Consider the following 25,285-nt stretch of genomic DNA (forward strand, 5'->3'; position numbering starts at 1 on the left):
AACAAGGTGTACTGGGCAACCCATCAGCCGGCGCCGGCATTTGGCCGAATCGTCGTTATCTCTCTGGCAGGCCTGGTGGTTAAACTCCAGGCTCCCCTCGGAGATCAAGCTCATGAATACGTACTTGAGTCCCAGCCGCTTCATCGATAGTGACCACCCTGTGGTGGTGGAGTTCGCCGAGAAACATCGCGGACCCCGCCCGGATTTAAGTGACCAGGCAGTCAGTCTTTACTACGCGGTGCGTGAGGCCATTCGCTACAACCCCTATACCTTCAGCCGTGACCCCAACACCTTGAGTGCCAGCTTCGCCCTGGCGGCCGGCGAAAGCTACTGTGTGCCCAAAGCTACGTTGCTCGCCGCTTGCGCGCGCCACTGCGGCATTCCCGCACGCATTGGCCTGGCGGACGTGCGCAACCACCTGTCCACACCGCGGCTGCTCGCGCTGCTCAAGAGTGACGTGTTCGCCATGCACGGTTATACCGAGCTTTACCTGAACGGCCGCTGGGTCAAGGCCACTCCGGCGTTCAACCAGCAACTGTGCGAGGTGTTCGACGTGCCGCCGCTGGAATTCGATGGCCTGCACGACAGCGTGTTCCACGCGTTCAATCGCCAGGGTCAGCGTTCGATGGAGTACGTGGTGGACCACGGGCAATTTGCTGACGTGCCTGAAGCATTTTTCTTCGGGCATATCCGTCAGTGCTACCCGCACCTGTTTGCCGACGATGCGCCCACCCTGCTCGGCGATATGCAGAGCGATTTAAGCCGCGGCTGAACCGGCGTATGCTGCTGCCTTCATCCAGCCAAGTTCATCCACAATAAGGCGCGGTCATGCTGAAGATCTGGGGTCGTAAAAATTCATCAAACGTCAGGAAAGCACTGTGGTGCGCCGAGGAACTCGGCCTGGACTATGAAGCAATTGATGCGGGCGGGGCTTTTGGTGTGGTCGATACCCCCCAATACCGGGCCATGAACCCCAATGGCCGGGTGCCGGTGATCGAAGATGGCGACTTTGTGCTGTGGGAGTCCAACACCATCGTGCGTTACCTGTGCGCCAAGCAGGCATCGGACTTTTACCCCAGCGACTTGCAAGCCCGGGCCAACGCCGAAAAGTGGATGGACTGGACCACTTCCACGCTCGCCGACCCGTTCAAGGCGGTGTTCTGGGGCATCGTGCGCACCCCGGCTGACCAGCAAAACTGGGACAGCATCAATGCCGGGCGCCAAGCCTGTATCGACGCGCTCAAAACCGTCGAACAAGCCCTCGCCGAGCAACCCTACCTGTCCGGCCAGGCGTTCGGCATGGGCGATATTCCCTTGGGCTGCTTCATCTACGCCTGGTTCGAGATGCCCATCGAACGCCCGGCAATGCCGAATCTGGAGGCCTGGTACCAGCGCTTGCAACAGCGCCCGGCCTACCGCAAGGCGGTGATGACCGCGTTGACTTAATACACACTATTAATACGGGTGACTGTACTTGTGCGGCATGGGCAAGCACCATGCCCGCATTGCATCGCCGGTTGAACTACCTGCGGTGTGCCCTCATCTATTCTTTCTATTCCCTTCTTTGGTGCGTATTCCGATATGAGTTCCGCTCTGTCCATCCGGCAGCTAACCAAAACCTACGGCAACGGTTTCCAGGCCCTGAGTGGTATCGATCTGGACGTTGCCGAAGGTGACTTCTTCGCCTTGCTGGGCCCCAACGGTGCCGGCAAATCCACCACCATCGGTATTCTCTCCACTCTGGTCAACAAGACCAGCGGCACGGTGAATATCTTCGGGCATGACCTGGACAAATCCCCGGCGGCGCTCAAGCGCTCCATTGGCGTGGTGCCCCAGGAATTCAATTTCAACCAGTTCGAAAAGACCTTCGACATTGTCGTGACCCAGGCTGGCTACTACGGCATTCCGGCGAAAGTCGCCAAGGAACGCGCCGAGCAGTACCTGACCCAACTGGGCCTGTGGGACAAGCGTGACGTACCTTCGCGCTCGCTGTCCGGTGGCATGAAGCGACGCCTGATGATCGCCCGCGCCCTGGTGCATGAGCCGCGCCTGTTGATCCTCGACGAACCTACCGCCGGCGTGGATATCGAGCTGCGCCGCTCGATGTGGACCTTCCTCACCGAACTGAACGAGAAGGGCATCACCATCATCCTCACCACCCACTACCTGGAGGAGGCTGAGCAGTTGTGCCGCAACATCGGCATCATCGACCACGGCACCATTGTCGAGAACACCAGCATGCGCAACCTGCTGGGCCAGTTGCATGTGGAAACCTTCCTGCTCGACTTGAAAAACAATCTCTCGGTGGCGCCGCAGTTGCTCGGCTACCCCAGCCGGCTGGTGGACAGCCACACCCTGGAGGTGCAGGTGGATAAGGCCATGGGCATCACCGCGCTGTTCACCCAGCTGGCGACTCAGAACATCGAAGTGTTGAGCCTGCGTAACAAAACCAATCGCCTTGAGGAGTTGTTCGTGTCCCTGGTGGAGAAAAATCTGGCGAAGGTGGCGGTATGAGTTCCGAACTGCAACCCAACCTTGTCGCGCTGCAAACCATTGTCTATCGCGAAGTGAAGCGCTTTACCCGGATCTGGCCGCAGACCCTGCTGCCGCCGGCGATCACCATGGTCCTGTACTTTGTGATCTTCGGTAACCTGATCGGCCGGCAAATCGGCGACATGGGTGGTTTCACCTACATGGAGTACATCGTGCCGGGCCTGATCATGATGTCGGTGATCACTAACTCCTACGGCAACGTGGTGTCGAGTTTCTTTGGCAGCAAGTTCCAGCGCTCCATCGAAGAGCTGATGGTCTCGCCGGTGTCACCGCACACCATCCTCATCGGCTACACCCTGGGCGGCGTGTTGCGTGGCCTGATGGTGGGGGTGATCGTGACGCTGCTGTCGCTGTTCTTTACCCACCTGCAGGTGCATCACCTGGGGGTCACCATTCTGGTGGTCGTGCTGACGGCGACGATCTTCTCGCTGCTGGGCTTTATCAACGCCGTGTTCGCACGCAACTTCGATGATATTTCCATTATCCCGACCTTCGTGCTGACGCCGCTGACCTACCTGGGCGGGGTGTTTTACTCCATCACCTTGCTGCCGCCGTTCTGGCAGACGGTGTCCTTGGCCAACCCGGTGCTGCACATGGTCAACGCCTTCCGCTACGGCATTCTGGGCGTGTCGGATATCAAGATCAGTGTGGCGATCACCTTTATGATCGTTGCGACCGTGGTGCTGTATATCGGTTGTGCGCGGTTGCTGGTGAGTGGGCGTGGGATGCGTACATGATGTGGGATTGGAAATAACAAAACGGCCTCATCAGAGGCCGTTTTTTATTGGATGCACACCGAACAAATGTGGGAGCTGGCTTGCCTGCGATGGTATCGACTTCGCTTGACGGGTGTACCGAGGTGTCTGCATCGCAGGCAAGCCAGCTCCCACATTTTGTGTCGGCGCACGCGCTTCAGTTTTTTAGTGCCAGCTCGATCAGGGCATGCAGTTCTTCTACCGCCAAAGGCTCTGCCGAAAACAGAATACGAAACACCGTCGGTGCGGCGAGCAGGTTGATCAGATGGTCAACGCTCGGTGGCTGTTCCTGCGGGTAGCGGTCAACAATCACCTGCAACTGTCCACTCAGGATGCTCACGCAATACCCTGGCGTCGGGCTGCTTTGCACGTCGCGCATCATGTTGCGGCCTACGTCCGAACTCATCTCATCCAGGTATTGCTCGGCCCAGGCTTGCAGGTCGCCACGCAGGCTGCCGGTGTTGGCCGGTTCGGTATCGGGGCGCATTCGGGCCAGGGCGACGTCGGCGAGCAGTACTGACAGATCGCCCCAGCGCCGGTAAATGGTCGACGGCGTGACGCCTGCACATGCCGCAATCATCGGCACGGTGACACTGGAACGCTCATGGGCTTCCAGCAATTCGCGCACCGCTCTGTGGACGGATTCTTGTACCCGGGCACTGCGGCCCCCCGGGCGGAGGCCTTCTTTGATCGCCATGGGCAAGACCTTAACACAAAGAATTTGCTTTAAGCGCCAGCGAATAGCACACTGCACAAAAGCAAAATATTAGCTTTAGCGGAGCGTGCCCATGTCCAGTGTCATCTCTCAGCGGTCCAGCCTGGCGTTTCTAGTGATCATGGTGCTGACCTTTCTCGCCGCCTCCAGCGCGCCGACGCCCTTGTACCAGGTGTACCAAGACCACCTGCATTTTTCGGCGGCCATGCTCACGGCCATCTTTGGTGTCTATGCCGTGAGCCTGCTGGCGGCCCTGCTGACGGTGGGGTCGCTCTCGGATTACCTGGGGCGCAAGCCGGTGATCTTCGCCGCGCTGCTGCTCAATAGTGTGGCGATGCTGCTGTTTATCCACGCTGACAGCACCGCCTGCCTGCTGGCCGCCCGCGCGTTACAGGGCTTCGCGACTGGCACTGCCACAGCGGTATTGAGTGCGACGCTGCTCGATACCGACCGCGTCCGCGGCCCGATGCTCAACAGCCTTGCACCGATGCTCGGCATGGCCAGTGGTGGCCTGGGCAGCGGGTTACTGGTGGAGTACGCGCCATGGCCAACCCAATTGATCTATTACACCCTGCTGGGCTTGATGGTGATGCAGGCTCTCTATGTATGGCGCCTGCCTGAAACGGTCAGTCGTATACCCGGCGCCTTGCAGTCCCTGGCGCCAACCCTGCATGTGCCGCCGCAGGCGCGCCGCGCCTTGTGGCTGGCGATGCCATTGAATGTGGCCGTGTGGGCGCTGGGTGGGTTCTTTTCCTCGTTGGCGCCGTCGTTGGTGCGCGTCGCCACCGGGTCGACCTCGCACTTGATCGGCGGCGGGCTGGTGGCGGTGGTGACCTTGAGCGGCGCGGTGATGATCTACAGCCTGCGCAATCACGCGGCTGACAGGGTGATGCGCTTGTCGGCTGCACTGCTGGCCGTGGGCGTGGGGTTGCTGCTGGTTGCCGTAAACACCGCCAGCCTGTGGCTGTTCTTTGTCGCCAGTGTGATCGCAGGCCTGGGCTTCGGCGGCGGTTTCATGGGCAGTGTGCGCAGTATCGTGGGCCTGGCGTTGCCCCATGAGCGGGCGGGCCTGATGTCGGCGTTCTATGTATTGAGCTACCTGGCGTTCTGCGTGCCGGCGCTGTTGGCGGGTAACCTGAGCCGCGTCTTTGGCCTGATCGCGACCACGGACGGCTACGGTGCGGTGCTTATCTTGCTGTCTCTCGGCGCGCTTGTTGGGTTGTTGTGGCGGGACACGGCGCAGGCAAGGGCCAGCGCATGATTACGATTAATATAGGTGAAATAGATAACAGTTAGAGATATTACCCGTTATATAGATATTCGATCAGGTTCTATCATGGCCCCAACCTCAAATGAGGAAGAGGATTAACCCATGACCTGCTCGACCACTCACCGCTACAAACCCTTCAGTCACTTGGCCCGTCCCCGGGAAGTGATTCGCCAGTTCACCCCGAACTGGTTTGCCGCGACCATGGGCACCGGTGTGCTGGCGCTGGCCTTGGCCCAGCTGCCAGTCAGCCTGCCAGGCCTGCATGCCGTCGCCGAGGGCCTGTGGCTGTTCACCATTGGCCTGTTTGTGCTGTTCAGCGTGCTGTATGCCGCCCGCTGGGTGATGTTTTTCCACGAGGCGCGGCGCATCTTCGGGCACTCAACGGTCTCGATGTTTTTCGGCACCATCCCCATGGGGCTGGCGACTATTCTCAACGGCTTGCTGCTGTTCGGCCTGCCGCGCTGGGGCGGTGATGTGATCCCGTTGGCCGAAGCCTTGTGGTGGCTGGACGTGGCCATGTCCCTGGCCTGCGGCGTGCTGATCCCGTTCATGATGTTCACCCGCCAGGAGCACAGCATCGACCAGATGACCGCCGTCTGGCTGTTGCCCGTGGTGGCGGCCGAAGTGGCAGCGGCCAGCGGTGGCTTGCTCGCGCCGCACTTGGCCGGTGCCCATTCGCAACTGGTGATGTTGGTGACCAGCTACGTGCTGTGGGCGTTTTCCCTGCCGGTAGCGTTCAGCATTCTGACCATCCTGATGCTGCGCATGGCCTTGCATAAGTTGCCTCACGCCAATATGGCAGCGTCGAGCTGGTTGGCCCTGGGCCCGATCGGTACCGGTGCCTTGGGCATGTTGCTGCTCGGTACGGATGCCCCTGGGATCTTCGCCGCCAATGGCCTGGCCAGTGTCGGTGAAATGGCCCACGGCCTGGGCCTGATTGCGGGCATTACCCTGTGGGGCTTCGGTTTGTGGTGGATGTTGATTGCGGTGTTGATCACCCTGCGTTACCTGCGCGCCGGTATCCCGTTCAACCTGGGCTGGTGGGGTTTTACCTTCCCATTGGGGGTTTACGCCTTGGCCACGCTTAAATTGGCGAGCCTGTTACAGCTGGCGTTTTTCAGCGTGTTTGGCAGTGTGCTGGTGGTTGCGCTGGCGCTGATGTGGCTGATCGTGGCCAAGCGCACCGTGCAGGGCGCTTATAAAGGCGAGCTTTTTGTTTCGCCTTGTATTGCCGGGCTAGCGAATAAGTAAGCAGGATTAGGTAAAGTCGTGGCCTGATAAATAAAGGCCACGCAGGAACACGGACGACGATGAGCCATCCTTCCCAATTTACCTTGCTGCGCACGCGGCGCTTCTTGCCGTTTTTCATTACCCAGTTGCTGGGCGCGTTCAACGACAACATCTTCAAGCAGTCGCTGATTCTGGCCATCCTTTACAAGCTCACCATCGAGGGTGACCGCTCCATCTGGGTCAACCTGTGTGCTTTGTTGTTTATCCTGCCGTTCTTCCTGTTCTCGGCGTTGGCCGGGCAGTTTGGCGAGAAATTCAACAAGGACGCGTTGATCCGCGCGATCAAGATCGGCGAGATCGTGATCATGGCGGTGGGCGCGACGGGTTTTCTGACCAATCATCTTGAACTGATGCTGCTGGCGCTGTTTGCCATGGGCACTCACTCGGCGCTGTTCGGCCCGGTGAAGTACTCGATCATGCCCCAGGCCTTGCACGACGATGAGTTGGTGGGCGGCAACGGCCTGGTGGAGATGGGCACGTTCCTGGCAATTTTGGCGGGCACCATCGGTGCCGGGATCATGATGTCTTCCACCCATTACGCGCCGGTGGTGGCGGTGGCGATTGTGGCCGTGGCGGTGCTGGGCTACCTGGCCAGCCGCAGCATCCCGCGCGCAGCGGCGTCGACACCGCAGCTGCGCCTGGACTGGAATATCTTCACTCAGTCGTGGGCGACGTTGCGCATGGGCCTGGGGCAGACGCCGGCGGTGTCGCGCTCGATTGTCGGCAACTCATGGTTCTGGTTTGTCGGCGCGATCTACCTCACGCAAATCCCGGCCTATGCCAAGGAATGGCTGTACGGCGACGAAACCGTGGTGACCTTGATCCTCACGGTGTTCTCGGTGGGCATCGCCCTGGGCTCGATGCTGTGCGAAAAACTCTCCGGGCGTAAGGTGGAAATCGGCCTGGTGCCGTTTGGTTCGTTTGGCCTGACCGTGTTCGGCCTGCTGCTGTGGTGGCACTCCGGCGGCTTCCCGCAGAACGTGCAAGCCAACGATTGGCTCGCGGTGCTCAGCTACGGCCAAGCCTGGTGGGTGCTGTTCGATATCCTCGGCCTGGGTGTGTTCGGCGGCTTTTACATCGTGCCGCTGTATGCGCTGATCCAGTCGCGTACCGCCGAGAACGAACGGGCTCGGGTGATCGCGGCCAACAACATTCTCAATGCACTGTTCATGGTGGTCTCGGCCATCGTGTCTATCCTGCTGTTGAGCGTGGCCAAGCTGTCGATCCCCGAGTTGTTCCTGGTGGTGTCGCTGCTCAACATCGCGGTTAACACTTACATCTTCAAAATCGTCCCCGAGTTCACCATGCGCTTCATGATCTGGCTGCTCAGCCATTCCATGTACCGCGTGGAGCATCGCAACCTGCAAGCCATCCCGGATGAAGGCGCGGCGTTGCTGGTGTGTAACCATGTGTCGTTTGTCGATGCGCTGTTGATTGGCGGTGCAGTACGTCGGCCGATTCGCTTTGTCATGTACTACAAGATCTACCGCTTGCCGGTGCTCAATTTTATCTTCCGCACCGCTGGTGCGATTCCGATTGCGGGGCGCCATGAAGACATTCAGATCTACGAACAGGCGTTCGCGCGCATTGCCCAGTACCTCAAGGATGGCGAGTTGGTGTGCATCTTCCCGGAAGGCAAGCTGACAGCCGATGGCGAGATGAATGAGTTTCGTGGCGGGGTGACACGCATCCTGGAGGAGACGCCGGTGCCGGTGATCCCCATGGCGTTGCAGGGGTTGTGGGGGAGTTTCTTCAGCCGCGATCCGAACAAGGGCTTTTTCCATCGGATCTGGTCGCGGGTGGTGTTGGTGGCGGGTGAGCCGGTGGAAAGTGAGACGGTGACACCGAATGCTTTGCACGCATTGGTTGGAAAATTACGCGGAAGTTTAAGGTAGTTTTTCGTCGGTAATGGAGGCTCATCAACGATCCGGATTGTGCGCTGGTCTGGTGCTTGATGAGTATCTTCTGCACAGGCGTCGGTAAGTTTCCACTCGGTTTCAGGAACGTTTTCGGTCCGTAGCACCACCTAACCGTCGTAATCCCAAATGCATGTTCGGAGGTTAGTGATGGAAACGTCGCCTGTTGCACCATCGACTGCTTCACGCTCCAGCGAAGATGAAAAAAACGACGCCGGCTATCGACAGGCGGCTGACCCTGCAGCGCAGGGTGCTCAGGCTGCTCCGAACACGGCCAGTGTGCCCTTTATGTACAGCAATGAGCATGATGCTTCCCGGGTAGAGACCAGCTCTGCCCGGGTGGGGCCGGTGACCTATGGTGGCGATAACGAGCTTCAGAGGCAGCCAAGGCAATCCGATGCGTCGCAGGAATGAAAATGCGCTGCTGGCGGAATTCGGTTTGCCGATACGGCCTAGGTATTTCGAATAGTCATCAGTACCATTGCGCATGATCTGCAAGCTCAGGGCTTGTTGTAATGCTTCAAGTAAGGCCCTGAGAAATGTGAGTGTTGCTGTCGGAAAATTCTCGAAACTTACTGCATAGGGTAAAAAGTCATTCAGCTGACGGAACGGTTTCGTCAGGCCCGCCACATAGTCATCGCAGCTAATTAATGCTAAGGATGACTTTCTATGAATATGCCTGTTGGTTCTCCGTCTCTTCACCACTCTCCAGCCCAAGGGACCGTTACGGGCCAGCTAAATTATTTGACGGGTATTGATAAATCTCAAAGTAAATCTGGCGTGACGTCGGCACCCGTGAAGATCATTCCAAATATGCCTTTCAGTGAGGATGGAATACAGATAGAGCTGAATGTTAGAGGTGGCAAAGGATTTTTCGGGCCACCAAAAGAAGAGAATTTGGTCATCACGACGGGAAATGCAGCCGATAAAGTCCATATAAAAAAATCTAACGATGGAGGGCTGATTGCTGACATTAACGGCAAGTCCTATGAGATTCCACTTTATCAGGATGAAAGAAGTCGTCAAAAGATTGAAATCCACACCAATGGCGGAGACGATGACGTGTCTGTTGCCGATGATCTTGAGCTGCCGGTGAGCGTCAAGCTGGGCGATGGTAATGACAGATTCAAAGCCGGCGGGGGCAGGACCAATGTATATGGCGGCGCAGGTAACGATACGCTGACGCTGGGCGCAGGGGTTGCTTATGCCGAAGGTGATGACGGTGATGACTCCATTACTGCAGGCCTAGGTTACAGCGTCATGTATGGGGGTAACGGCAACGACAAACTACGTGGCGGGAGCGGCGGCAGTTACATGGATGGGGGGCGCGGAAATGATCTATTAGAGGGCGGCTCCGGACATAACGTCATGCACGGTGGCAGGGATGATGATGTTCTCATTGGTGGGAAGGGGCGTAACATCTTTTACAGCGGTAGAGGGCTTGACACGATCAACTCAGTATCGGATGTCGATTCTATCTATGCGAAAGACGGCGACGGTATCAAGCGAACGTTCGGTTCGCAGTTGAAGATAGTGTCTCCAACAGAAGTCGGCAGTAAGGCCTTTAATGTCGAGGGGACTGAGGAATTCAAGCAGCGTTTTAACGACGACCTTGAATTTTTGCAAAGTTCTCCAACGGGACAGAAAATGTTGGGTGCATTGGATAAAACGCCTGAGCGAATCAAGGTTGTGCAACAGCCCGAAGGGGAGGGCGCTTTTTATAACTATGGGCGTAAAGGGGTCGACGCGGGTGACCCTCGTCAAGAACCACCGAATGATTGGGCTCATGGTTATATCAATGACGGTATCCCGGGCGCTCCGGCAGATGACGCAACGATTCTATTCGACCCTTCATTTGTGGTGGAAGAGCATAAGCGGCCGCCCATTATTCCGCTGTTTCACGAGATGGGGCATGCCTATAACGGTGTCAATGGCACCGCATTGGCTGGTGAAACTTTTGTAGGGGCTGATCAAGCTGATCCTGACCGGCCGCAATTTGAGTCAAACAGGGAGCGGCAGGCAGTAGGCCAGCCGACTAATGCGCCACCTTTCGACTTCGACAACGATCCTTCAACGCCACCTACGAATACAAACCCGGCATGGGCCACTGAGAATGGCCTTGCTGACGAGCTGGGAACTTCGTTGCGTGAGCGGTACTTTGCTCGCTGATTAAAGGAAGTCGCTCCCAATGCCGGGAGCGACCAATGACTCAGGCGCTGATCTTGAGGCCTATCAACCCACAAATAATCAACGCCACACTTGCCAACCGAAACAACGCCATGGACTCCCCAAACAGGATAATCCCGGCGATTACGGTGCCCACGGCGCCCACGCCGGTCCAGATGGCATAGGCGGTGCCCAGCGGCAACTCCTTCATGGCCAGCCCCAGCAACCCCAGGCTGACAGCCATGGCGGCAATCGTCAGGGCGGTGGGCAGTGGCTTGCTGAAACCGTCGGTGTACTTCAGGCCAACGGCCCAGCCCACTTCAAACAACCCGGCAAAAAACAGAATGATCCAGGACATGATGACCTCGCTTCTATCAAAGTGGGGTCGTCCCCGGGTAAGCGCTTGATAGCGTCGCGAGGTCGTCCTCGCGTAGCTCGCTAGAGTGCCGAAATTAAATCAGGTGATCAAGTTTACGGCGCGGCCTCCAGCGCACGGCTGTTTTGTGCTCGCTCATGCGACGTCAATGGCTGCCCCTTTTTAAATCGAGGGGTTTGGGAGGAATCGCCGGTGTGCAGGTTGAGTTCTATGTTTTAGCGCAGGAGTCAGGAAGTTTTCGCCCAATGGCAAGGAACGGCCTCCACCCGTAACACCACATAAGGTTCGTAAGCCCGAGTGTTAATTGGAGGTACACAATGGAAACTTCTTCTGTTGCAGCATCACCCGGTTCACGATCTTACGAAAATGAAAATAACAACGAAAGTCATCGCCAGGCGGCTGATCCTGCCAGGCAGGAAGCACGCGCTGCTCCAAACACGGCGAATGTGCAGCTGATGTTTAACAACACAAATGATGCTCCCCCGGTAGAGTTCAATTCTTCCCAGGCGGGACCGATTACCTATGGTGAAAACACCAGCGGCGATAATGAGTCTCAGCGGCAGGCGAGGCAAGCTGCTGCGCCGCAGGGCGAACCGTACTACCGGTCTGGTCCTAGTCGAGAGGAAGTCAAGGCTGCTGCCCGTGGTCAGCAAGGACAAATAAATTTTGCCGGGCAAGAGCCTGCTCGCATCAGTACTAACCGTTATAAAGATGACAATGTCACCATTGAGCGCGGCTCCGCCAATGACGCTGATGACCCTTCAAAGCAAAGTGAGCATGTTCTGTTATCTACCGGTGATGGCGACGACAGAGTCCATGTTGAAAGAGGCAGAGATGGAGGGCTTGTTGCACACGTTAATGGACAGTCGTACCACCTGCCTTTCCAAAATAACTCTGCTGATCAACAGCGTCTTTACATTGATACCGGGGGTGGGCGCGATGGCGTCAGTCTCGACTATGGAGGGCGTGAGCAAACCTTTGTCAATCTCGGCGCGGGTAACGATATCTTTTATGGCGGGGCAGGCCGGACGAATGTATTTGGTGGAGACGGTTCTGACATCATCAACCTGGGCAGCGGTGATAGCTATGCAGAGGGAAATGATGGCAATGACTTCATCACCGGCGGTACTGGCAATACGGTGATATATGGTGGCAAGGGGAGTGATGAGCTGCGTGCGGGCGGTGGTCCGGATGCAAAAATCAGCTACTTGGACGGAGGACAGGGTAACGATTTAATTTATGGCGGCAGAGGGCGCAATATATTGCATGGCGGGGGCGGTGACGACATCATTAATGGTGGTGACCGCAATGTTATATACACGGGACGAGGGCAGGACACCGTCACGACTTATAACCCATCCGATATCGTATATGGGCAACGCGGGGTGGATAATTTTAATGGTGTGCGTTCACCTGCAAGCGTTCGTCATTTAGGCGCTTCGAGTAACGGTAGCAGCATCAAGATCAAGGGGAGCGAAGACTTCATCCAAAACATGGAAGACAACCTGGAGTTTCTGCGCAGCTCACCCACAGGGCAGGGGATGCTGGCAGAAATCGATTCCCTTGCCGCGCCGATAACCCTTCGAGAGGGATTGGATGGAAGCTCATACCATCACCGCGATCCAGATAGCCCTCCCTCGCCTCAAGACGCCAATCGTCTCGAAAATGACCCCGCGTACGGCTTTATATCAAACGGTGTCCGAGGGGCGCCTGCGACTAATCCCGTGCTGATTCATGAGCGAAGTTTCATCACTCCCGGACACGGGCGCCCCCCTGCCGTGATTCTCTACCATGAGCTTAGTCATGCGGTCAACGGCGGTCAGGGTACCTTTCTACCGGGCTATACGTTTGTAGGCCATCCTGATCCGAATTTTGCCTGGGAGAGAAACCTGGAACGCCAGGCCGTTGGACTTCCTACCAGTCATCAGCCTTTTCAGTTCCTCGGTCGTAACTTTTCGGCCTCCACCTACAACCCGTGGCCGTATAACGAAAACGCTCTGCTGGCGGAGTTGAATTTGCCTCTACGTCAAAGATACTTCGACTAAGGCATTAATACATCGCTCAGCGGTGTTGAAGCATAGGTGCAAGCAAGGCCCTGCACTTGCTTGCGCCACGTTCGTTATAGGTAGGGCAATCGCTTGGTGCGTCGCGAGGTCATCCCCGCGAAGTTCTCTGGAGAGCTGAAATTACGCGGCGTCTGATGCGCGGCGGTCTTCCTTCTCGCTCATGCGACGGAAGTAGGTAGAAAGCAATGCGCCGGAAATATTGTGCCAGACGCTGAACAACGCGCTGGGTACTGCCGCCAGCGGCGAAAAGTGTGCACTGGCCAGCGCGGCACCCAGCCCGGAGTTCTGCATACCGACTTCCAGCGCCAACGACTTGCGTTGCGCCAAGGGCAACTTGAACAGGCGCCCGGTGAAGTAGCCCAGCAGGTAACCGAAGCTGTTGTGCAGCATCACCACGGCCATGATCAGCAGGCCCGACTCGGCAATCTTGCCTTGGCTTGCGGCAACCACGGCCGCGACGATGATCACAATGCTGACCACCGACACCAGTGGCAGCACGTCCACCGCATGCCTTACCCGATCACCGAGCAAGCGCTGCGCAACCACGCCCAGTACGATGGGTAGCAGCACCACTTGCAGGATCGACCAGAACAGCTCCATGAACGACACCGGTAGCCAGGCCGAGGCCAGCAGCCAGATCAATGCCGGTGTGAGCAGCGGAGCGAGGAGGGTGGTGACCGCGGCAATCGCCACCGATAACGCCAGGTCACCCCGGGCCAGCCAGGTCATGACGTTGGACGACGTGCCACTTGGGCAACAACCGACCAGGATCACGCCAACGGCAATTTCCGCCGGCAAATGGAACGCCTGGCACAGCAACCATGCCACGCCCGGCATGATCACGAAATGCGCGACCACGCCCAACGCCACGCGCCAGGGGTGGCGAGCGACTTCGGCGAAGTCTTCCAGTTTCAAGGTCAACCCCATGCCGAACATCACCAGGCCCAGCAGTGGGACGATGGCGCTTTTCAGGCCGATGAACCAGCTGGGTTGGAGAAAGGCGACAACGGCAAAGATCAACACCCAGTAGGCAAAGGTGTTGCCGACGAAGCGGCTCAAGGCGGCGAGTGCGCGCATGGGGATGTCCTTTTTTATTCGATTTCTGAGTTGTCGATGCAATCAAATGTGGGAGCTGGCTTGAACTGGCCTAATGATTTTGGACACTTCAATCGGGCGTTATGATAGCGCCCAAATCTGAGGTGTTTGGATATGCGTAAATCTTATTCGAGTGAGTTCAAGCTCAAGGCTGCCAGCATGGTGCTGGATGAAGGCCAGCCGGTTACTGAGGTCTGTGCCAGCCTAGATATCGGCCCCACTGCTCTACGCCGCTGGGTCGATCAAGTGCAGAAAGAACGCCTGGGTTCGACCCCGGTAGGGGCCAAGGCAATTACCGCTGATCAGCGAGAAATCCAGAGGCTCAAAGCCCTACTCAGGGAGAAAGACCTGGACATTGAAATCCTAAAAAAGGCCAGTGCTCTCCTGCTTTTGGACGCCAAAGATCATTCACGCTGATCGATGAGCTGGACGAGCAATACGGCGTTAAAAGGTGTTGCCGGGCGTTTGGGATCAACCGTAGTAGTTTCTACGCCTGGCGCCAGCGCCAGGGCAGAGCAAATCCTGAACGGGACAAGCTCAAAGCCGCGCTGGTCAAGCACCACAGGGCGTCCAGAGAGTCGGCCGGCGCACGTACTTTGTCCAAGGAGCTAAAAGCCAAAGGGCATCGTATCGGACGTTATATGGCTCGCAGTTTGATGCGCGAAGCTGGCATCGCTAGTCGTCAGCGCAGGCGCCATAAGTACAAGTCGCCGGGCGTTGAGGCATTGGTTGCGCCGCACGTGCTCAAGCGAAAATTTGATGTAACGGCGGTTAACCAGGTGTGGTGTGGCGACGTAACTTACATCAAGGTCGGCAAGCGATGGATGTACTTCGCCGCCGTTCTGGATTTGTACGCTCGGAGGATCGTGGGTTGGTCGTTCTCGATGATTTCTGATGCCAATCTGACCTGCGAAGCGCTACGCATGGCGGTTGAGCTACGCGGCCGCCCCCAGGATGTGTTGTTTCATTCAGACCAAGGTTGTCAGTACACCAGTCATAAATTCCGAAACGAGCTTGTGAAACACGGATTTAGACAAAGTATGAGCCGTAAAGGCGAGTGCTGGGACAACGCCCCCATGGAGCGTTTCTTTGGTAGTTTGAAATCAGAGTGGGTTCCTGAAACGGGCTACAAACTGGAACATGAGGCCCGGGCAGACGTGCAGCGCTATGTCTCGCGCTACAACATCAGCAGGCCTCACAGCTACAACGACTACCGGTCGCCGGTCGCGAAGGAAAGGTTGGTGGCGTGAACCTTAATCGGTGTCCAAGATTACTTGACCAGTTCAGCTTGCCTGCGATAGCGGTGTATGAGTCGGCACTACTCTGGCTGACACTCCGCTATCGCAGGCAAGCCAGCTCCCACACTGACCGTGCCCACATTGGATCGGTGTTGCTTAGATGCCCTGTGGTGTCTCTTCGCCGCCCAGTGCCTCAACCAACGCTGGCAGGAAATCGCCGAAAGTCAGCATCATCAAGGTAAAGCTGGCATCCAGTTGGCCCAGGGCTTCATCGCCGCCGTCCTGTTCCGCCTGGTCTTGCAGCAGGTCTTCGAACTTCAGACGCTTGACGGTCATCTTGTCGTCGAGCATGAAAGACAACTTGTCCTGCCACGCCAGGGACAGTTGGGTCACGACCTTGCCGGTGGTCAGGTGCAGTTGGATCTCTTCGCTGGTCAGGTCTTGGCGCTTGCAGCGCACGATGCCGCCGTCTTCGTGGGTGTCGCGCAGTTCGCATTCGTCGAGGACGAAGAAGTCATCGGCCGGTTTCTGGGTGGTGACCCAGTCGGTCATGATGGCAGTTGGTGCAGTCTTCACCGTCAGCGGACGGACGGGCAGGGTGCCGATCACCTCGCGCAAGGTCGACAGCAGGTCTTCGGCGCGCTTTGGGCTGGCCGAATTGACAAGGATCAGGCCCTGTTTCGGCGCGATCGCAGCAAAGGTCGACGAGCGACGAATAAAGGCACGCGGCAGGAAGGCCTGGATGATTTCATCCTTTATCTGGTCGCGCTCCTTCTTGTAGACCTTGCGCATCTGCTCGGCTTCGATCTCTTCGACTTTCTCTTTAAGTGCATCACGCACCACGCTACCTGGCAGGATGCGTTCTTCCTTGCGCGCAGCAATCAGCAAAAAATCTCCGCTGACGTGAACCAGAGGAGCATCTTCACCTTTACCGAAAGGCGCGACGAAACCGTAAGTGGTCAACTCCTGGCTTGCACAAGGGCGCGCCAGCTTGGTGGCCATGGCCGCTTCCAACGCCTCGGCATCAACAGGCAGATCTTGGGTCAGGCGATAGATAAGCAGGTTCTTGAACCACATGGGGTGAGTCTCTCCTCTATACAAAGGGGGGCATTATTCTCTTGATCACGCCGCAGGCCAACCCTGCCTAAGCCATTGGAAGGGCTGAAAAAAAAGATTTAAGAAAGTGCTTGCCAGACTTAGGGTCGCTCCGTAGAATGCGCGCCACACCGAAACGAAGGGTGATTAGCTCAGCTGGGAGAGCATCTGCCTTACAAGCAGAGGGTCGGCGGTTCGATCCCGTCATCACCCACCATTCGCTTCAAGTGTTACGCGCAGCGGTAGTTCAGTCGGTTAGAATACCGGCCTGTCACGCCGGGGGTCGCGGGTTCGAGTCCCGTCCGCTGCGCCATATTCGGTCACCTGGAACGCTGAACGCCAGGTAACCAAAGAAAGCCCGCTCATTGAGCGGGTTTTTTTCTGTCCGAAATATGGCAAAAAATCGTGCGCTAAACTTTTTTTAAATAAATTGCATTTAAATCAAGACATTACGATTTTTTGGTGTATGATGCGCCCACACCGAAACGAAGGGTGATTAGCTCAGCTGGGAGAGCATCTGCCTTACAAGCAGAGGGTCGGCGGTTCGATCCCGTCATCACCCACCATTCGCTTCAAGTGTTACACGCAGCGGTAGTTCAGTCGGTTAGAATACCGGCCTGTCACGCCGGGGGTCGCGGGTTCGAGTCCCGTCCGCTGCGCCATATTCGGTCACCTGGAACGCTGAACGCCAGGTAGCCATAAGAAACCCGCTCATTGAGCGGGTTTTTTTTCGCCTGCGATTTAACGCACCTTACGGCGCGTTGCGGCTGTGGCGGTAATCGCTGACGGCTTCGTACACCGCTTTGCGTAGTCGGTTGATCCCGCCGATGGGGCGGTGCGCTTCCAAACCGAACCAGGGGTTGAACGACTGGTTATCGCACGCCAGGTTCTGCGCCGGCGTGTCGAAGTCCTGGGCGGGAATCCTGACCTTGGCCACCGTTTCATACGGCGCGTCGCTTTCCTTCCACTCGATGCTGGTGTCTTCGATGGGCATGAAGGCCTGCGGGTTTTGCCGCTGGATCTGCAGCACAAAACACGCGTCTACGCGGTCGGTGGACAGTTGCTGGTTGAGCGCGCTGCGCAGGAAGTTGGGCAGGTCCTGGTTCTGTTTGGGCAACACATAATCCGGGCAGCTTTGCGGGTCGGGCGCCACGCGAAACTTGGCGTTGGCCGCGCCAAACTTATAAGGCGACACTGAAAAGTAAGTCGTCTGCGTCGGGCTGGCCGGGGCGGGCGCCAGGGTTGCCAGGGCGATAAACAAGTGACGCACTTGCCAGCTGCGCGGGTCGAGCTTGGGAAAGAACGCCAGGACCTTCTTGCCATCCGCTTGCGCACCGATGTTCTGCGCGTATTCCGCGACATCGCTGACAAAGAAGTTCGGATGGCTGAACATCACGAAATCCTGCTCGGTGCGCGCTTGCTGGTCGGCCATCAGTTGCTTGCCCGGCACATCCAACAGCTTGATCGCCATGCCGCGGGCATCGCGGATGCTATCGAATTGCGGGTAGGCGTTGCCGTTGGACAGGCGCATCGTCGCCTGCCAGGTCTTGCCCGGCTCGGCGAACACACCCTGGCGCAAGGCCGGGTCGAGATCCGCCAGAACGCTGACCTCGGCTTTCACGCACCCATGGGCCTTGGCATGGGCATCGCGCAGGTAGCGAGTGCCTTCGCGATGCTGGTCAACGATGCGCACGGCGGTCTGGATGATGCCTTGGGTCATCGCCGCCTCACCCGGCGGGATCTGTTCCTTCACCGACACCGGGCCCCTGTGCTGCCAGGCGAACCAGGCCGTGGCCAACACCCAGCCCAGCAGGCCCAGGCCCAGCAGCCACAGCAGGGTTTTGCCCACAAAGGCGCCAAGGCGCAGCCAGAGACGAGCAAGCATGGAGCGGTCCTTGTTTTGCGATCGGATAATCATGGCAGTTGTTGCTCCAGCGGGCCGCCCAGCACTTTGAGGTATTCGAGCAGCGCCCAGCGTTCCTGCGGCAGCAGGCCACGGCCGATAACGCCATTGCCACGTTCGCCGGCACGGAATTCGTGGCCGCTGTTGTGGTTGCCGGTGACTCTGGTATCGAACAGGAAGGCGTTCTTGAAGGCGGTGGTCTCAAACCCCAGGTGACGCGGGTCGTAGTTGAAGGTGCCTTTATAGAAAGTGGTGCTGCGTTCGTCCTGGGGCGAGAGCAGTTGGTAGATCGTCGGCACCGAACCGTTGTGCAGGAACGGTGGGGTGGCCCATACGCCTGCCAGTGGCCGCGCCTTATAGGCACGCAACTCGCGTACGCCGATGGGCAGGCCGAACCCGTCCAGGCCCGGGCGCTCGGCCGGGGTCACGCCCGCCGCACGGTAGGCATGCTCTTCGACGAAGGCGGTGACATAGGCCAGGCCTTGGGCCACCGACATTTTTTTCAGGTCCAGCGGCGCGGTGGGGGTGGGGTGCAGTTCGACATTGAGCCGGGCCAGTTCGGCCGGGTCCCATTGCAGCGCGCTGAGGTCATAGCGTTGGTCGGCAATGTTGTTGGCTGTGCCGGGGTCGGTGCCGATGTAGTCCACCGGCAGCATTTTCAACTGCTGCACCGGTCGGCCGTTTTCTTCGGTAACGGTGGGCAGGTGGCAGCCGGCGCAGTTCTCGGCAAAGAGTGCGCGGCCCTGGGCGGCGAGGGGTTTGTCGATGGCACCGAACAAGTCTTGCGGCCAGGTCGGCGGCTTGAGCCGTTGCAGGGTTTCTTCGATCAGGTGCAGGTCGCGCACCCGTACGCTGGACGGGTAGCGGGCATCGCCCTTGAGCGGTTGCCCGGCTGCGTCGAAGAACGCCAGAGTCGCGCCTACGCCAAGGGCTTCGCCGATGTTGCGCGCCATGGGCTGCTGGGCCGAGCCATTCCACTGCACCCAGTCGAAGGTCCAGATATCCCACAGCTGCGGGTAGTCCACCGGCGCATTGGCGACGCGATAATTGTCGGGGGAAATGGCGTCGCCAAAACTGGCGTTGGCGATGCGTCCAAAGGCGTCAGTACGGCCCGGGCCTTCTTCGGTGGGGTAAAGGCCACGGTGGGTGTCATTCCAGGCGACTTTGAGGAACTGGTTCAGCGATTGCTTGAAGTCCTGGCGCAGTTGATCGCGCTGGGCATCGTACTGATCCCCCAGCACCTTGTGAGCAAAGCGCTCAAACTTCCATGGGTTGTAATAGGTAGCGGCCAAGCTCGCGACCAGGGCCTGGCCGAAACTGCCACCGCGCAACGTGGGAACGCTGGAGGGCAGTACGTGTTGCGCCGAGCCACCGTCGATGCGCAGGGCCTGGCCCTTGTAGTGCAATTCGCCGGTGTGGCAGGCCGCACAGGTGATATCCAGGTACTGAGCCCTGCTGTCGGCGTTCTGGTGCCGGGCGAACCCTACTGGCAGGTTGCCAGGGTTTTGCGCGGTGGGCGTCTGCTTGGGGTCGACCAGGAAGCCAAAGCGCGCCAGGTACTCCGGCGCGGCAAAGCGTTGCTCGGAAAACGGCAGTTCCAGGGCGGTGAACCAGTCGTAGTGCAGGCCTTTTACTTGGGTGCCCTGGGGCGTGAAGTAGTAGGTCTGGCGGTCGTCGGCACTCCATTGCTCCTGGTAGTGCACCTGCTTTACTGGCACGTAGTCCGGCAGCTTGGGGTTGAGGGTGTAATAGAACACCACGGCCAGGATCAGGCCCAGTGCGATCAGTATCAGGAGTAAAACTCGGGAAAAAATGCGCAAGATAACTATCCTTGTCGAATTGTCGCGTTGTTATGCCACTGCGCCACAGGTGCGGCAAGTAGCAATTGGCCCGCTATCAGGCGGTCCCGCGATCCGTCGCGGGGCCCCATGATAAATGGAAATGCTTTTAAACACGTGAACTTATCAGAAGTTTCCTGCTCACATGCCGGTAGCCATTGGTCGTGGCCGCCTGATAAGCTCGCGACTTTATTCGAATGCCCTTATGGCGCATGAACAAGGAAATAGCATGAAACAGCATCGGTTGGCGGCGGCGGTGGCCCTGGTTAGCCTGGTACTTGCGGGTTGTGATTCGCAGACCAGCGTAGAGCTGAAAACCCCGGCGCAGAAAGCTTCCTACGGCATCGGCCTGAACATGGGCAAGAGCCTTGCCCAAGAAGGCATGGACGACCTGGACTCCAAAGCTGTTGCCCAGGGCATCGAAGATGCCGTCGGCAAGAAAGAGCAGAAGCTCAAGGACGATGAGCTGGTTGAAGCGTTTGCCGCACTGCAAAAGCGTGCTGAAGAGCGCATGACCAAAATGAGCGAAGAGTCGGCAGCCGCTGGCAAGAAATTCCTCGAAGACAACGCCAAGAAAGACGGTGTTGTCACCACCGCTTCCGGCCTGCAGTACAAGATCGTGAAGAAGGCCGACGGCGCCCAGCCTAAGCCGACCGACGTGGTGACTGTTCACTACACCGGCAAGCTCACCAACGGCACTACCTTTGACAGCTCCGTAGATCGCGGTAGCCCGATCGACCTGCCGGTCAGCGGCGTGATCCCGGGTTGGGTCGAAGGCTTGCAACTGATGCATGTTGGCGAGAAGGTCGAGTTGTACATCCCGTCCGACCTGGCCTACGGCGCCCAGAGCCCGAGCCCGGCGATCCCGGCCAACTCCGTGCTGGTATTCGACCTGGAGCTGCTGGCCATCAAGGACCCAGCCAAGGCAGAAGCAGCAGACGCACCTGCTGCACCAGCCGCCAAGAAGTAATCGGCGCCTGAACACACAACGCCCCGTCTCGACGGGGCGTTGTTGTTTTCGGGTCTGTATCAAAGGATGCAAAAATCTTCTGTGGGCGCTGGCTTGTCGGGTTGCCGCATCGCTGTGATGACCGCCAGACGCTCAGCACTCCAAATGTGGGAGCTGGCTTGCCTGCGATGACGGCCTGCCAGCCTACACCTACTAACTGGCACACCACGATCAACCTGTGGGAGCGGGCTTGCTCGCGAAGGCGGCCTGGCAGTCAACACAGTTGGATTGTGTACATATCCATTGCTGCGGTAACGGCCACATAGGGTTCCGCCCTGACGGCGGCTCACTTTGCAAGAGCGGCAAAGTAAGCAAAACGCTCTTGCCCCACCACTCGGCACCTCGCCTAGGCTCGGTGTGCCCGTAATCCGCCAGTGATTTGGGGGGCCGCCGCCACGCGCCATCCATGGCGCGGGGCGGCTAAACCGGCATCCCTGCCGGTTTACCCCCCAAATCCCTGTCGAATTCCGGCCAGCGTGGTTTAACGGGGCGCCTAAGATCAAAAGCAGATCAAGATCAAGAGCGGCTCGCTTCGCATCGTGGTTAGCGTTGGCTGCTACAGCCTGTAAAGTTGTGTTGATGCCTAAGGCAATCGCAGGCAAGCCAGCTCCCACATTTGGAGCCGGGGGTGTCTGGGAGATAGGCATCGGCTGGCAGGCTGCCACGTCGTACCGGGTCGTGTAGATGTCTATGGCTATCGCACGCCAGCCAGCCCCTACGTTGAAGCCTCTGCAAATCCAAACGAACGTCTGCAACCGGACACAGTCTGATATAAGACTCGAGCACGGGTAGCCGCACATACATGCCAAGTCAATGAATTCTTGGGTTTTTTTTATGTGCGCAAAAAACGCCCGATCTGACTGTAGGCCTTGTAGTCCGTGGCTTTCAGCCGATAAAACAGGCTCTGTTCACAAGGTTATCCACAATTTGTGTGGATAACCTTTTATATCGCCTGGAACTGGAGTGCCCTATGAAACCACCGTTCACTTTCACCCGCTTCCTGCCTATGGCCGCACGCTTGCTGGGTCGCGGGCGCTTGCCAACCTTGTTGTTTGCCGTTGCAGCCAAAGGCTCAAGCCAAGGCAATCGGCTCGGCCAGCTCAAGGACGATCTCAAATTGCTTCAGGCCCTTTGCCTGGCTTACTGGCGTGGCGAATACCGTGCCATCAGCCCCAAGGCGCTGATTTCGGTGGTAGCGGGGCTGATGTACTTTCTCAGCCCGATTGATGCCATTCCGGACTTCCTCCCTATGTTCGGCATGCTCGATGACATCGCCGTGCTGGCATGGGTCATGAAGACCCTGAGCGGCGAACTGAGCGCGTTTCGTGCCTGGCGCGATGGGCAGCGCCCGGAAAAACTTGCGGTGGTTGAGCGCCTGCCAGCGACGCCTGAGCTGCTGGCCCGGGAAAACCCGCAAAAAAACTAATGTTGCCCGGTATCCCCTGCGACCTTTGTGGCTGTTAGGATTACACTCCTAAGGAAATAACTTACTTAGTAAGTGTTTTTATCCTACGGGGCAGTCATGGATATCCAGATCATTTCACGCGATGGCGCACCCGAATACGCGGTGTTGCCATGGGACCAGTACCAGGCGCTGCTAAAAGCTGCCGGTCAATTGCAACCAACACGCGCTTCTCCTTCTGTTGCACCCACCGCTATCGAGCAGGACCTGCGTCCGCTTGCAGCCCTGCGCGGCCTGCGTGAGGCCAAGGGCCTGGCAATCGAGGCCCTGGCGCGTACCGTGGGCATCAGCCCTTCGTATCTTGGATTGATAGAAAGTGGTGAACGCCAGCCGGATGCCGCCATTCGCCGCAGCCTGGCCTGGGAATTGGGCGTTGCAGGTTGGAGGGATGAGTCTTGAGCTTACGTATTAGTCGTCAACACTGGGATGGGTTGCTCAACGAACTGGATCAGGCGCGGCGCCAGCGCCATTTGCTCACCTACCGTGCGCTGCTTGAGCGCCTGCAATTCCCGACGCCGGCCATGCAGACCCTGGCTGCGGCCCTGGAGCACCTGGCGGCACTGGATGCCAAGGCGGAGCAACCGCTGCGCAGTTCCCTGGTGATCAGCCAGGGTGCCAGCCGCCTGCCGCGCACCGGTTTTTTTGAGTGTGTTGAGCGCCTGGGGCGGTTCAGCGGGCCTTCCGATGGTGTGGCCGCCGCGTCCTGGCATGCATCCGAAGTGGTGCGGGTGTTCGAGTACGAGTACCCGGAATCCGCCGAGGCCTAAAGCGCCTGGGCGCAGGTGTCCATGCTGTCGATCACGTGGATGCTATAGCCCGCCACATCCTTGGCATGGTGCTTGGCTTGTGAAGCCAGCTCTGCCAACTGGCTGGCATCGAGTTGTGCGCAGGCCTGAGGATACAAATGCACTACACCGATGGACAGCGACAGCAATGCAAACTCCTGGCGCGCGCCCTGGCGATTGAGGGCCACGAAGCACCCAGCCTCAAGGTGTTCAGCGCGGTAGAAGCGTCGGCATTGGGTGTGGAAATCGTCCAGCAGTTGGTTGAGCCGCTTGCGCCAGTCCTGCGGGCCCAGCACCAGTAGAAAGTCATCGCCGCCAATGTGCCCGACAAAGTCGCGGCTGGGGTCTACCCGGTCGTTGAGGCACTGCGCCAGGCACAGCAGCACTTCATCCCCGCGCCCGTAGCCGTAGATGTCGTTGAACGGTTTGAAACTGTCGATATCCACATAGCAGATCACCGACTCGCGCTGTTGCTGCAGCAGCCGGGTGAGGCATTGCTGGATCGGCACATTGCCAGGCAACAAGGTCAACGGGTTGGCGTAGCGGGCCTGCTGGATTTTCAGCTCCGTGATCAACTTGAGCACGTCAATGACCCGACCCAGCCCCAGGTAATCACCGTTCAGGGTGATGATGAAATCCTCTTCGATGCGTTGCCGCGCGCGGCTGGTCAATAAGCGGCTGACCTGTTGCAAGGACTGGCTCAGTTCCACCGCCAAAAAATCATCGCTCATCAAGCGACTGATGGGTTTACGTGCAAACAGATCGGTCGCGAACGGCTTGAGCAACGCGTCCGACAACGAGTGCCGGTGCACAATGCCGACCGGGCAACCACGGCCGTCTAACACCGCCAGCGAGTTGAGGTTGGCCTGGCGGCGGAACGATTCCAGCACTTGGGCGGTGGCGGTGTCTTGATCCACGGCGGGTTGCTCATTGAGCAGTGCGCTCAGGTCACTGCCTTCGTCATTGAGGGCCAGCGTGGCGTTATCCGGCTTGGGCAGCATCAGGCGCGCTTCCTGCGGCGGCTTTTCCTGAGGGCGGCAGAGCAGGTAGCCCTGGACCAGGTCGACGCCCATCTCGGTCAACACCGCCAGTTCTTCTGGCAGTTCGATGCCCTCGGCAATCACTTGGGCGCGGGATGCCCTGGCGATCTGCAGGATCGAGCCGACAAACTCGCGCTTGAGGGCGTCCTGGTGAATGCCGTCGATAAAGTGCCGGTCGATCTTCACGTAGTCCGGGCGCAGTTCCGACCACAACCGCAAGCTGGAATAACCAGCGCCTAAGTCATCCAGTGCGATGGCAAAACCCATGTCGCGGTAGTGGTGCAAGGCAGTTTGCAACAGCGCGAAATCGTCGGTGGGCGCTTGCTCGGTGAGCTCGATCACCACTTGGCTGGGAGAAATACCGAAGTCGCGCAACAGTTGCAGGGTGCGCCCTGGCTGATGCGCGTGCTCCATCAAGGATTCCGGCGAGATATTGAGGAACAGCTTGCCGGGCAGTTTCTGCTCGCTGAAGCGCCGGCACGCACTCTCTCGACACGCCATGTCCAGTTCGCTCAGGCGCCCGGCATGGCTGGCCACCGAAAACAGCGCAACGGGGGAGTGCAGCGGGCTGTTGGACGGGCCACGACTGAGGGCTTCATAACCCAGGATGCGCCGCTCCGACAGGCAGATGATCGGTTGGAACAGGCTGTGCAAACTGCCTTGAGCCAGGATTGAGCCCAATGCATTCAGCTGTTCGGTCATGGTCATGGCGG

The 25,285-nt window shown here is 58.4% G+C and carries 23 protein-coding genes and 4 tRNA genes; 19 read left to right on the forward strand and 8 right to left on the reverse strand.

Going from position 1 to position 25,285, the window contains the following annotated elements:
• Positions 1–112 precede the first annotated feature (112 nt).
• The 4 genes from AB9N64_RS27525 (at position 113) to AB9N64_RS27540 (ending at position 3,290) form a co-directional block, all read left to right on the forward strand.
• Positions 113–772, forward strand: a complete 660-nt coding sequence (locus tag AB9N64_RS27525; RefSeq protein ID WP_236466277.1) for a transglutaminase family protein — start codon at positions 113–115, stop codon at positions 770–772.
• Positions 773–828: 56 nt separating this feature from the next.
• Positions 829–1,446, forward strand: coding sequence for a glutathione S-transferase family protein (locus AB9N64_RS27530; protein WP_003190113.1), 618 nt, complete (start codon positions 829–831; stop codon positions 1,444–1,446).
• Positions 1,447–1,581: 135 nt separating this feature from the next.
• Complete coding sequence (locus AB9N64_RS27535) at positions 1,582–2,514, forward strand: ABC transporter ATP-binding protein (RefSeq protein ID WP_014717781.1); 933 nt, start codon at positions 1,582–1,584, stop codon at positions 2,512–2,514.
• Entirely contained in the window at positions 2,511–3,290 is a 780-nt protein-coding gene (locus AB9N64_RS27540; protein WP_005786689.1) for an ABC transporter permease, read from the forward strand. The genes AB9N64_RS27535 and AB9N64_RS27540 overlap by 4 nt, the downstream gene beginning before the upstream one ends.
• A 175-nt stretch (positions 3,291–3,465) precedes the next feature.
• Here the strand turns inward: AB9N64_RS27540 and AB9N64_RS27545 are convergent, their stop codons facing one another.
• The gene (locus tag AB9N64_RS27545) at positions 3,466–4,005 is read right to left on the reverse strand and encodes a TetR/AcrR family transcriptional regulator (RefSeq protein ID WP_014717782.1); all 540 of its coding nucleotides are present in this window, start codon (positions 4,003–4,005) and stop codon (positions 3,466–3,468) included.
• Between the two features lie 91 nt (positions 4,006–4,096).
• On the opposite strand from AB9N64_RS27545, the gene AB9N64_RS27550 reads away from it, so the two are divergent.
• The 3 genes from AB9N64_RS27550 (at position 4,097) to AB9N64_RS27560 (ending at position 8,478) form a co-directional block, all read left to right on the forward strand.
• Positions 4,097–5,284, forward strand: coding sequence for an MFS transporter (locus tag AB9N64_RS27550; RefSeq protein ID WP_032901944.1), 1,188 nt, complete (start codon positions 4,097–4,099; stop codon positions 5,282–5,284).
• A gap of 111 nt (positions 5,285–5,395) precedes the next feature.
• Positions 5,396–6,544: a TDT family transporter gene (locus AB9N64_RS27555; protein WP_032901943.1), complete on the forward strand. Its 1,149-nt coding sequence runs from the start codon at positions 5,396–5,398 to the stop codon at positions 6,542–6,544.
• A gap of 59 nt (positions 6,545–6,603) precedes the next feature.
• Positions 6,604–8,478 (forward strand): MFS transporter, encoded by a 1,875-nt coding sequence (locus tag AB9N64_RS27560; RefSeq protein ID WP_014717785.1) that lies wholly within the window; start codon positions 6,604–6,606, stop codon positions 8,476–8,478.
• A 204-nt stretch (positions 8,479–8,682) separates the two neighbouring features.
• Here the strand turns inward: AB9N64_RS27560 and AB9N64_RS27565 are convergent, their stop codons facing one another.
• Positions 8,683–9,129: a hypothetical protein gene (locus AB9N64_RS27565; RefSeq protein ID WP_158245737.1), complete on the reverse strand. Its 447-nt coding sequence runs from the start codon at positions 9,127–9,129 to the stop codon at positions 8,683–8,685.
• Between the two features lie 39 nt (positions 9,130–9,168).
• Between AB9N64_RS27565 and AB9N64_RS27570 the strand changes: the two genes are divergently transcribed.
• Positions 9,169–10,668: a M91 family zinc metallopeptidase gene (locus AB9N64_RS27570; protein WP_020301081.1), complete on the forward strand. Its 1,500-nt coding sequence runs from the start codon at positions 9,169–9,171 to the stop codon at positions 10,666–10,668.
• A 40-nt stretch (positions 10,669–10,708) separates the two neighbouring features.
• Here AB9N64_RS27570 and sugE read toward each other — a convergent pair whose 3' ends face one another.
• Positions 10,709–11,023, reverse strand: coding sequence for a quaternary ammonium compound efflux SMR transporter SugE (sugE, locus tag AB9N64_RS27575; RefSeq protein WP_003190128.1), 315 nt, complete (start codon positions 11,021–11,023; stop codon positions 10,709–10,711).
• A 335-nt stretch (positions 11,024–11,358) separates the two neighbouring features.
• Here sugE and AB9N64_RS27580 point away from each other — a divergent pair, with 335 nt between their 5' ends.
• Complete coding sequence (locus tag AB9N64_RS27580) at positions 11,359–13,086, forward strand: M91 family zinc metallopeptidase (protein ID WP_060767837.1); 1,728 nt, start codon at positions 11,359–11,361, stop codon at positions 13,084–13,086.
• A 141-nt stretch (positions 13,087–13,227) separates the two neighbouring features.
• On the opposite strand, the gene AB9N64_RS27585 is transcribed toward AB9N64_RS27580, so the two are convergent.
• Positions 13,228–14,184 (reverse strand): bile acid:sodium symporter family protein, encoded by a 957-nt coding sequence (locus tag AB9N64_RS27585; RefSeq protein ID WP_020301079.1) that lies wholly within the window; start codon positions 14,182–14,184, stop codon positions 13,228–13,230.
• Positions 14,185–14,316: 132 nt separating this feature from the next.
• Here AB9N64_RS27585 and AB9N64_RS27590 point away from each other — a divergent pair, with 132 nt between their 5' ends.
• Together AB9N64_RS27590 and AB9N64_RS27595 are read left to right on the forward strand one after the other, a co-directional pair.
• Positions 14,317–14,619, forward strand: a complete 303-nt coding sequence (locus AB9N64_RS27590; protein WP_014717988.1) for a transposase — start codon at positions 14,317–14,319, stop codon at positions 14,617–14,619.
• 8 nt (positions 14,620–14,627) lie between these two features.
• Positions 14,628–15,452 carry an IS3 family transposase gene (locus tag AB9N64_RS27595; protein ID WP_032901718.1) on the forward strand — a complete coding sequence of 275 codons (825 nt, stop codon included), beginning with the start codon at positions 14,628–14,630 and terminating at the stop codon, positions 15,450–15,452.
• 144 nt (positions 15,453–15,596) lie between these two features.
• Here the strand turns inward: AB9N64_RS27595 and rdgC are convergent, their stop codons facing one another.
• Positions 15,597–16,517 carry a recombination-associated protein RdgC gene (gene rdgC, locus AB9N64_RS27600; RefSeq protein ID WP_020301078.1) on the reverse strand — a complete coding sequence of 307 codons (921 nt, stop codon included), beginning with the start codon at positions 16,515–16,517 and terminating at the stop codon, positions 15,597–15,599.
• 159 nt (positions 16,518–16,676) lie between these two features.
• Here rdgC and AB9N64_RS27605 point away from each other — a divergent pair.
• The 4 genes from AB9N64_RS27605 (at position 16,677) to AB9N64_RS27620 (ending at position 17,197) form a co-directional block, all read left to right on the forward strand.
• Positions 16,677–16,752 (forward strand) — tRNA-Val (locus tag AB9N64_RS27605).
• A 19-nt stretch (positions 16,753–16,771) separates the two neighbouring features.
• A tRNA-Asp gene (locus AB9N64_RS27610) sits at positions 16,772–16,848 on the forward strand.
• A gap of 177 nt (positions 16,849–17,025) precedes the next feature.
• Positions 17,026–17,101 (forward strand) — tRNA-Val (locus AB9N64_RS27615).
• A gap of 19 nt (positions 17,102–17,120) precedes the next feature.
• A tRNA-Asp gene (locus AB9N64_RS27620) sits at positions 17,121–17,197 on the forward strand.
• An 89-nt stretch (positions 17,198–17,286) separates the two neighbouring features.
• On the opposite strand, the gene AB9N64_RS27625 is transcribed toward AB9N64_RS27620, so the two are convergent.
• Together AB9N64_RS27625 and AB9N64_RS27630 are read right to left on the reverse strand one after the other, a co-directional pair.
• Positions 17,287–18,420 carry a catalase family protein gene (locus tag AB9N64_RS27625; protein ID WP_032901960.1) on the reverse strand — a complete coding sequence of 378 codons (1,134 nt, stop codon included), beginning with the start codon at positions 18,418–18,420 and terminating at the stop codon, positions 17,287–17,289.
• A 29-nt stretch (positions 18,421–18,449) separates the two neighbouring features.
• Positions 18,450–20,258, reverse strand: coding sequence for a di-heme-cytochrome C peroxidase (locus AB9N64_RS27630; RefSeq protein ID WP_236466279.1), 1,809 nt, complete (start codon positions 20,256–20,258; stop codon positions 18,450–18,452).
• Positions 20,259–20,505: 247 nt separating this feature from the next.
• Here AB9N64_RS27630 and AB9N64_RS27635 point away from each other — a divergent pair, with 247 nt between their 5' ends.
• The 4 genes from AB9N64_RS27635 to AB9N64_RS27650 all read left to right on the forward strand — a co-directional run bounded on the left by AB9N64_RS27635 (position 20,506) and on the right by AB9N64_RS27650 (position 23,514).
• A complete protein-coding gene (locus tag AB9N64_RS27635; protein WP_003190133.1) occupies positions 20,506–21,246 on the forward strand; it encodes an FKBP-type peptidyl-prolyl cis-trans isomerase in 741 nt (246 codons plus the stop codon).
• A gap of 1,009 nt (positions 21,247–22,255) precedes the next feature.
• Positions 22,256–22,711, forward strand: a complete 456-nt coding sequence (locus AB9N64_RS27640) for a YkvA family protein (RefSeq protein ID WP_014717793.1) — start codon at positions 22,256–22,258, stop codon at positions 22,709–22,711.
• Positions 22,712–22,807: 96 nt separating this feature from the next.
• Positions 22,808–23,146, forward strand: a complete 339-nt coding sequence (locus tag AB9N64_RS27645; protein ID WP_014717794.1) for a helix-turn-helix transcriptional regulator — start codon at positions 22,808–22,810, stop codon at positions 23,144–23,146.
• Positions 23,143–23,514, forward strand: coding sequence for a hypothetical protein (locus AB9N64_RS27650; protein ID WP_005786715.1), 372 nt, complete (start codon positions 23,143–23,145; stop codon positions 23,512–23,514). Before AB9N64_RS27645 ends, AB9N64_RS27650 begins: the two co-directional genes overlap by 4 nt.
• Here the strand turns inward: AB9N64_RS27650 and AB9N64_RS27655 are convergent.
• Positions 23,511–25,280, reverse strand: coding sequence for a bifunctional diguanylate cyclase/phosphodiesterase (locus AB9N64_RS27655; protein WP_014717796.1), 1,770 nt, complete (start codon positions 25,278–25,280; stop codon positions 23,511–23,513). The genes AB9N64_RS27650 and AB9N64_RS27655 overlap by 4 nt on opposite strands.
• Between the last annotated feature and the right edge of the window lie 5 nt (positions 25,281–25,285).

This window comes from Pseudomonas sp. KT_2_4, assembly GCF_041410225.1.
GTDB lineage: Bacteria > Pseudomonadota > Gammaproteobacteria > Pseudomonadales > Pseudomonadaceae > Aquipseudomonas > Aquipseudomonas paracarnis.

Excerpts from the sequence above, each read along its gene's own strand:
- sugE (WP_003190128.1), bottom strand. The coding sequence starts at position 11,023 with ATGTCCTGGATCATTCTGTTTTTTGCCGGGTTGTTTGAAGTGGGCTGG.
- AB9N64_RS27525 (WP_236466277.1), top strand. The coding sequence starts at position 113 with ATGAATACGTACTTGAGTCCCAGCCGCTTCATCGATAGTGACCACCCT.
- AB9N64_RS27535 (WP_014717781.1), top strand. The coding sequence starts at position 1,582 with ATGAGTTCCGCTCTGTCCATCCGGCAGCTAACCAAAACCTACGGCAAC.
- AB9N64_RS27545 (WP_014717782.1), bottom strand. The coding sequence starts at position 4,005 with ATGGCGATCAAAGAAGGCCTCCGCCCGGGGGGCCGCAGTGCCCGGGTA.
- AB9N64_RS27590 (WP_014717988.1), top strand. The coding sequence starts at position 14,317 with ATGCGTAAATCTTATTCGAGTGAGTTCAAGCTCAAGGCTGCCAGCATG.
- AB9N64_RS27580 (WP_060767837.1), top strand. The coding sequence starts at position 11,359 with ATGGAAACTTCTTCTGTTGCAGCATCACCCGGTTCACGATCTTACGAA.
- AB9N64_RS27645 (WP_014717794.1), top strand. The coding sequence starts at position 22,808 with ATGGATATCCAGATCATTTCACGCGATGGCGCACCCGAATACGCGGTG.
- AB9N64_RS27530 (WP_003190113.1), top strand. The coding sequence starts at position 829 with ATGCTGAAGATCTGGGGTCGTAAAAATTCATCAAACGTCAGGAAAGCA.
- AB9N64_RS27540 (WP_005786689.1), top strand. The coding sequence starts at position 2,511 with ATGAGTTCCGAACTGCAACCCAACCTTGTCGCGCTGCAAACCATTGTC.
- AB9N64_RS27625 (WP_032901960.1), bottom strand. The coding sequence starts at position 18,420 with ATGCTTGCTCGTCTCTGGCTGCGCCTTGGCGCCTTTGTGGGCAAAACC.
- AB9N64_RS27570 (WP_020301081.1), top strand. The coding sequence starts at position 9,169 with ATGAATATGCCTGTTGGTTCTCCGTCTCTTCACCACTCTCCAGCCCAA.
- AB9N64_RS27555 (WP_032901943.1), top strand. The coding sequence starts at position 5,396 with ATGACCTGCTCGACCACTCACCGCTACAAACCCTTCAGTCACTTGGCC.
- AB9N64_RS27550 (WP_032901944.1), top strand. The coding sequence starts at position 4,097 with ATGTCCAGTGTCATCTCTCAGCGGTCCAGCCTGGCGTTTCTAGTGATC.
- AB9N64_RS27560 (WP_014717785.1), top strand. The coding sequence starts at position 6,604 with ATGAGCCATCCTTCCCAATTTACCTTGCTGCGCACGCGGCGCTTCTTG.
- AB9N64_RS27655 (WP_014717796.1), bottom strand. The coding sequence starts at position 25,280 with ATGACCATGACCGAACAGCTGAATGCATTGGGCTCAATCCTGGCTCAA.
- AB9N64_RS27585 (WP_020301079.1), bottom strand. The coding sequence starts at position 14,184 with ATGCGCGCACTCGCCGCCTTGAGCCGCTTCGTCGGCAACACCTTTGCC.
- AB9N64_RS27635 (WP_003190133.1), top strand. The coding sequence starts at position 20,506 with ATGAAACAGCATCGGTTGGCGGCGGCGGTGGCCCTGGTTAGCCTGGTA.
- rdgC (WP_020301078.1), bottom strand. The coding sequence starts at position 16,517 with ATGTGGTTCAAGAACCTGCTTATCTATCGCCTGACCCAAGATCTGCCT.
- AB9N64_RS27640 (WP_014717793.1), top strand. The coding sequence starts at position 22,256 with ATGAAACCACCGTTCACTTTCACCCGCTTCCTGCCTATGGCCGCACGC.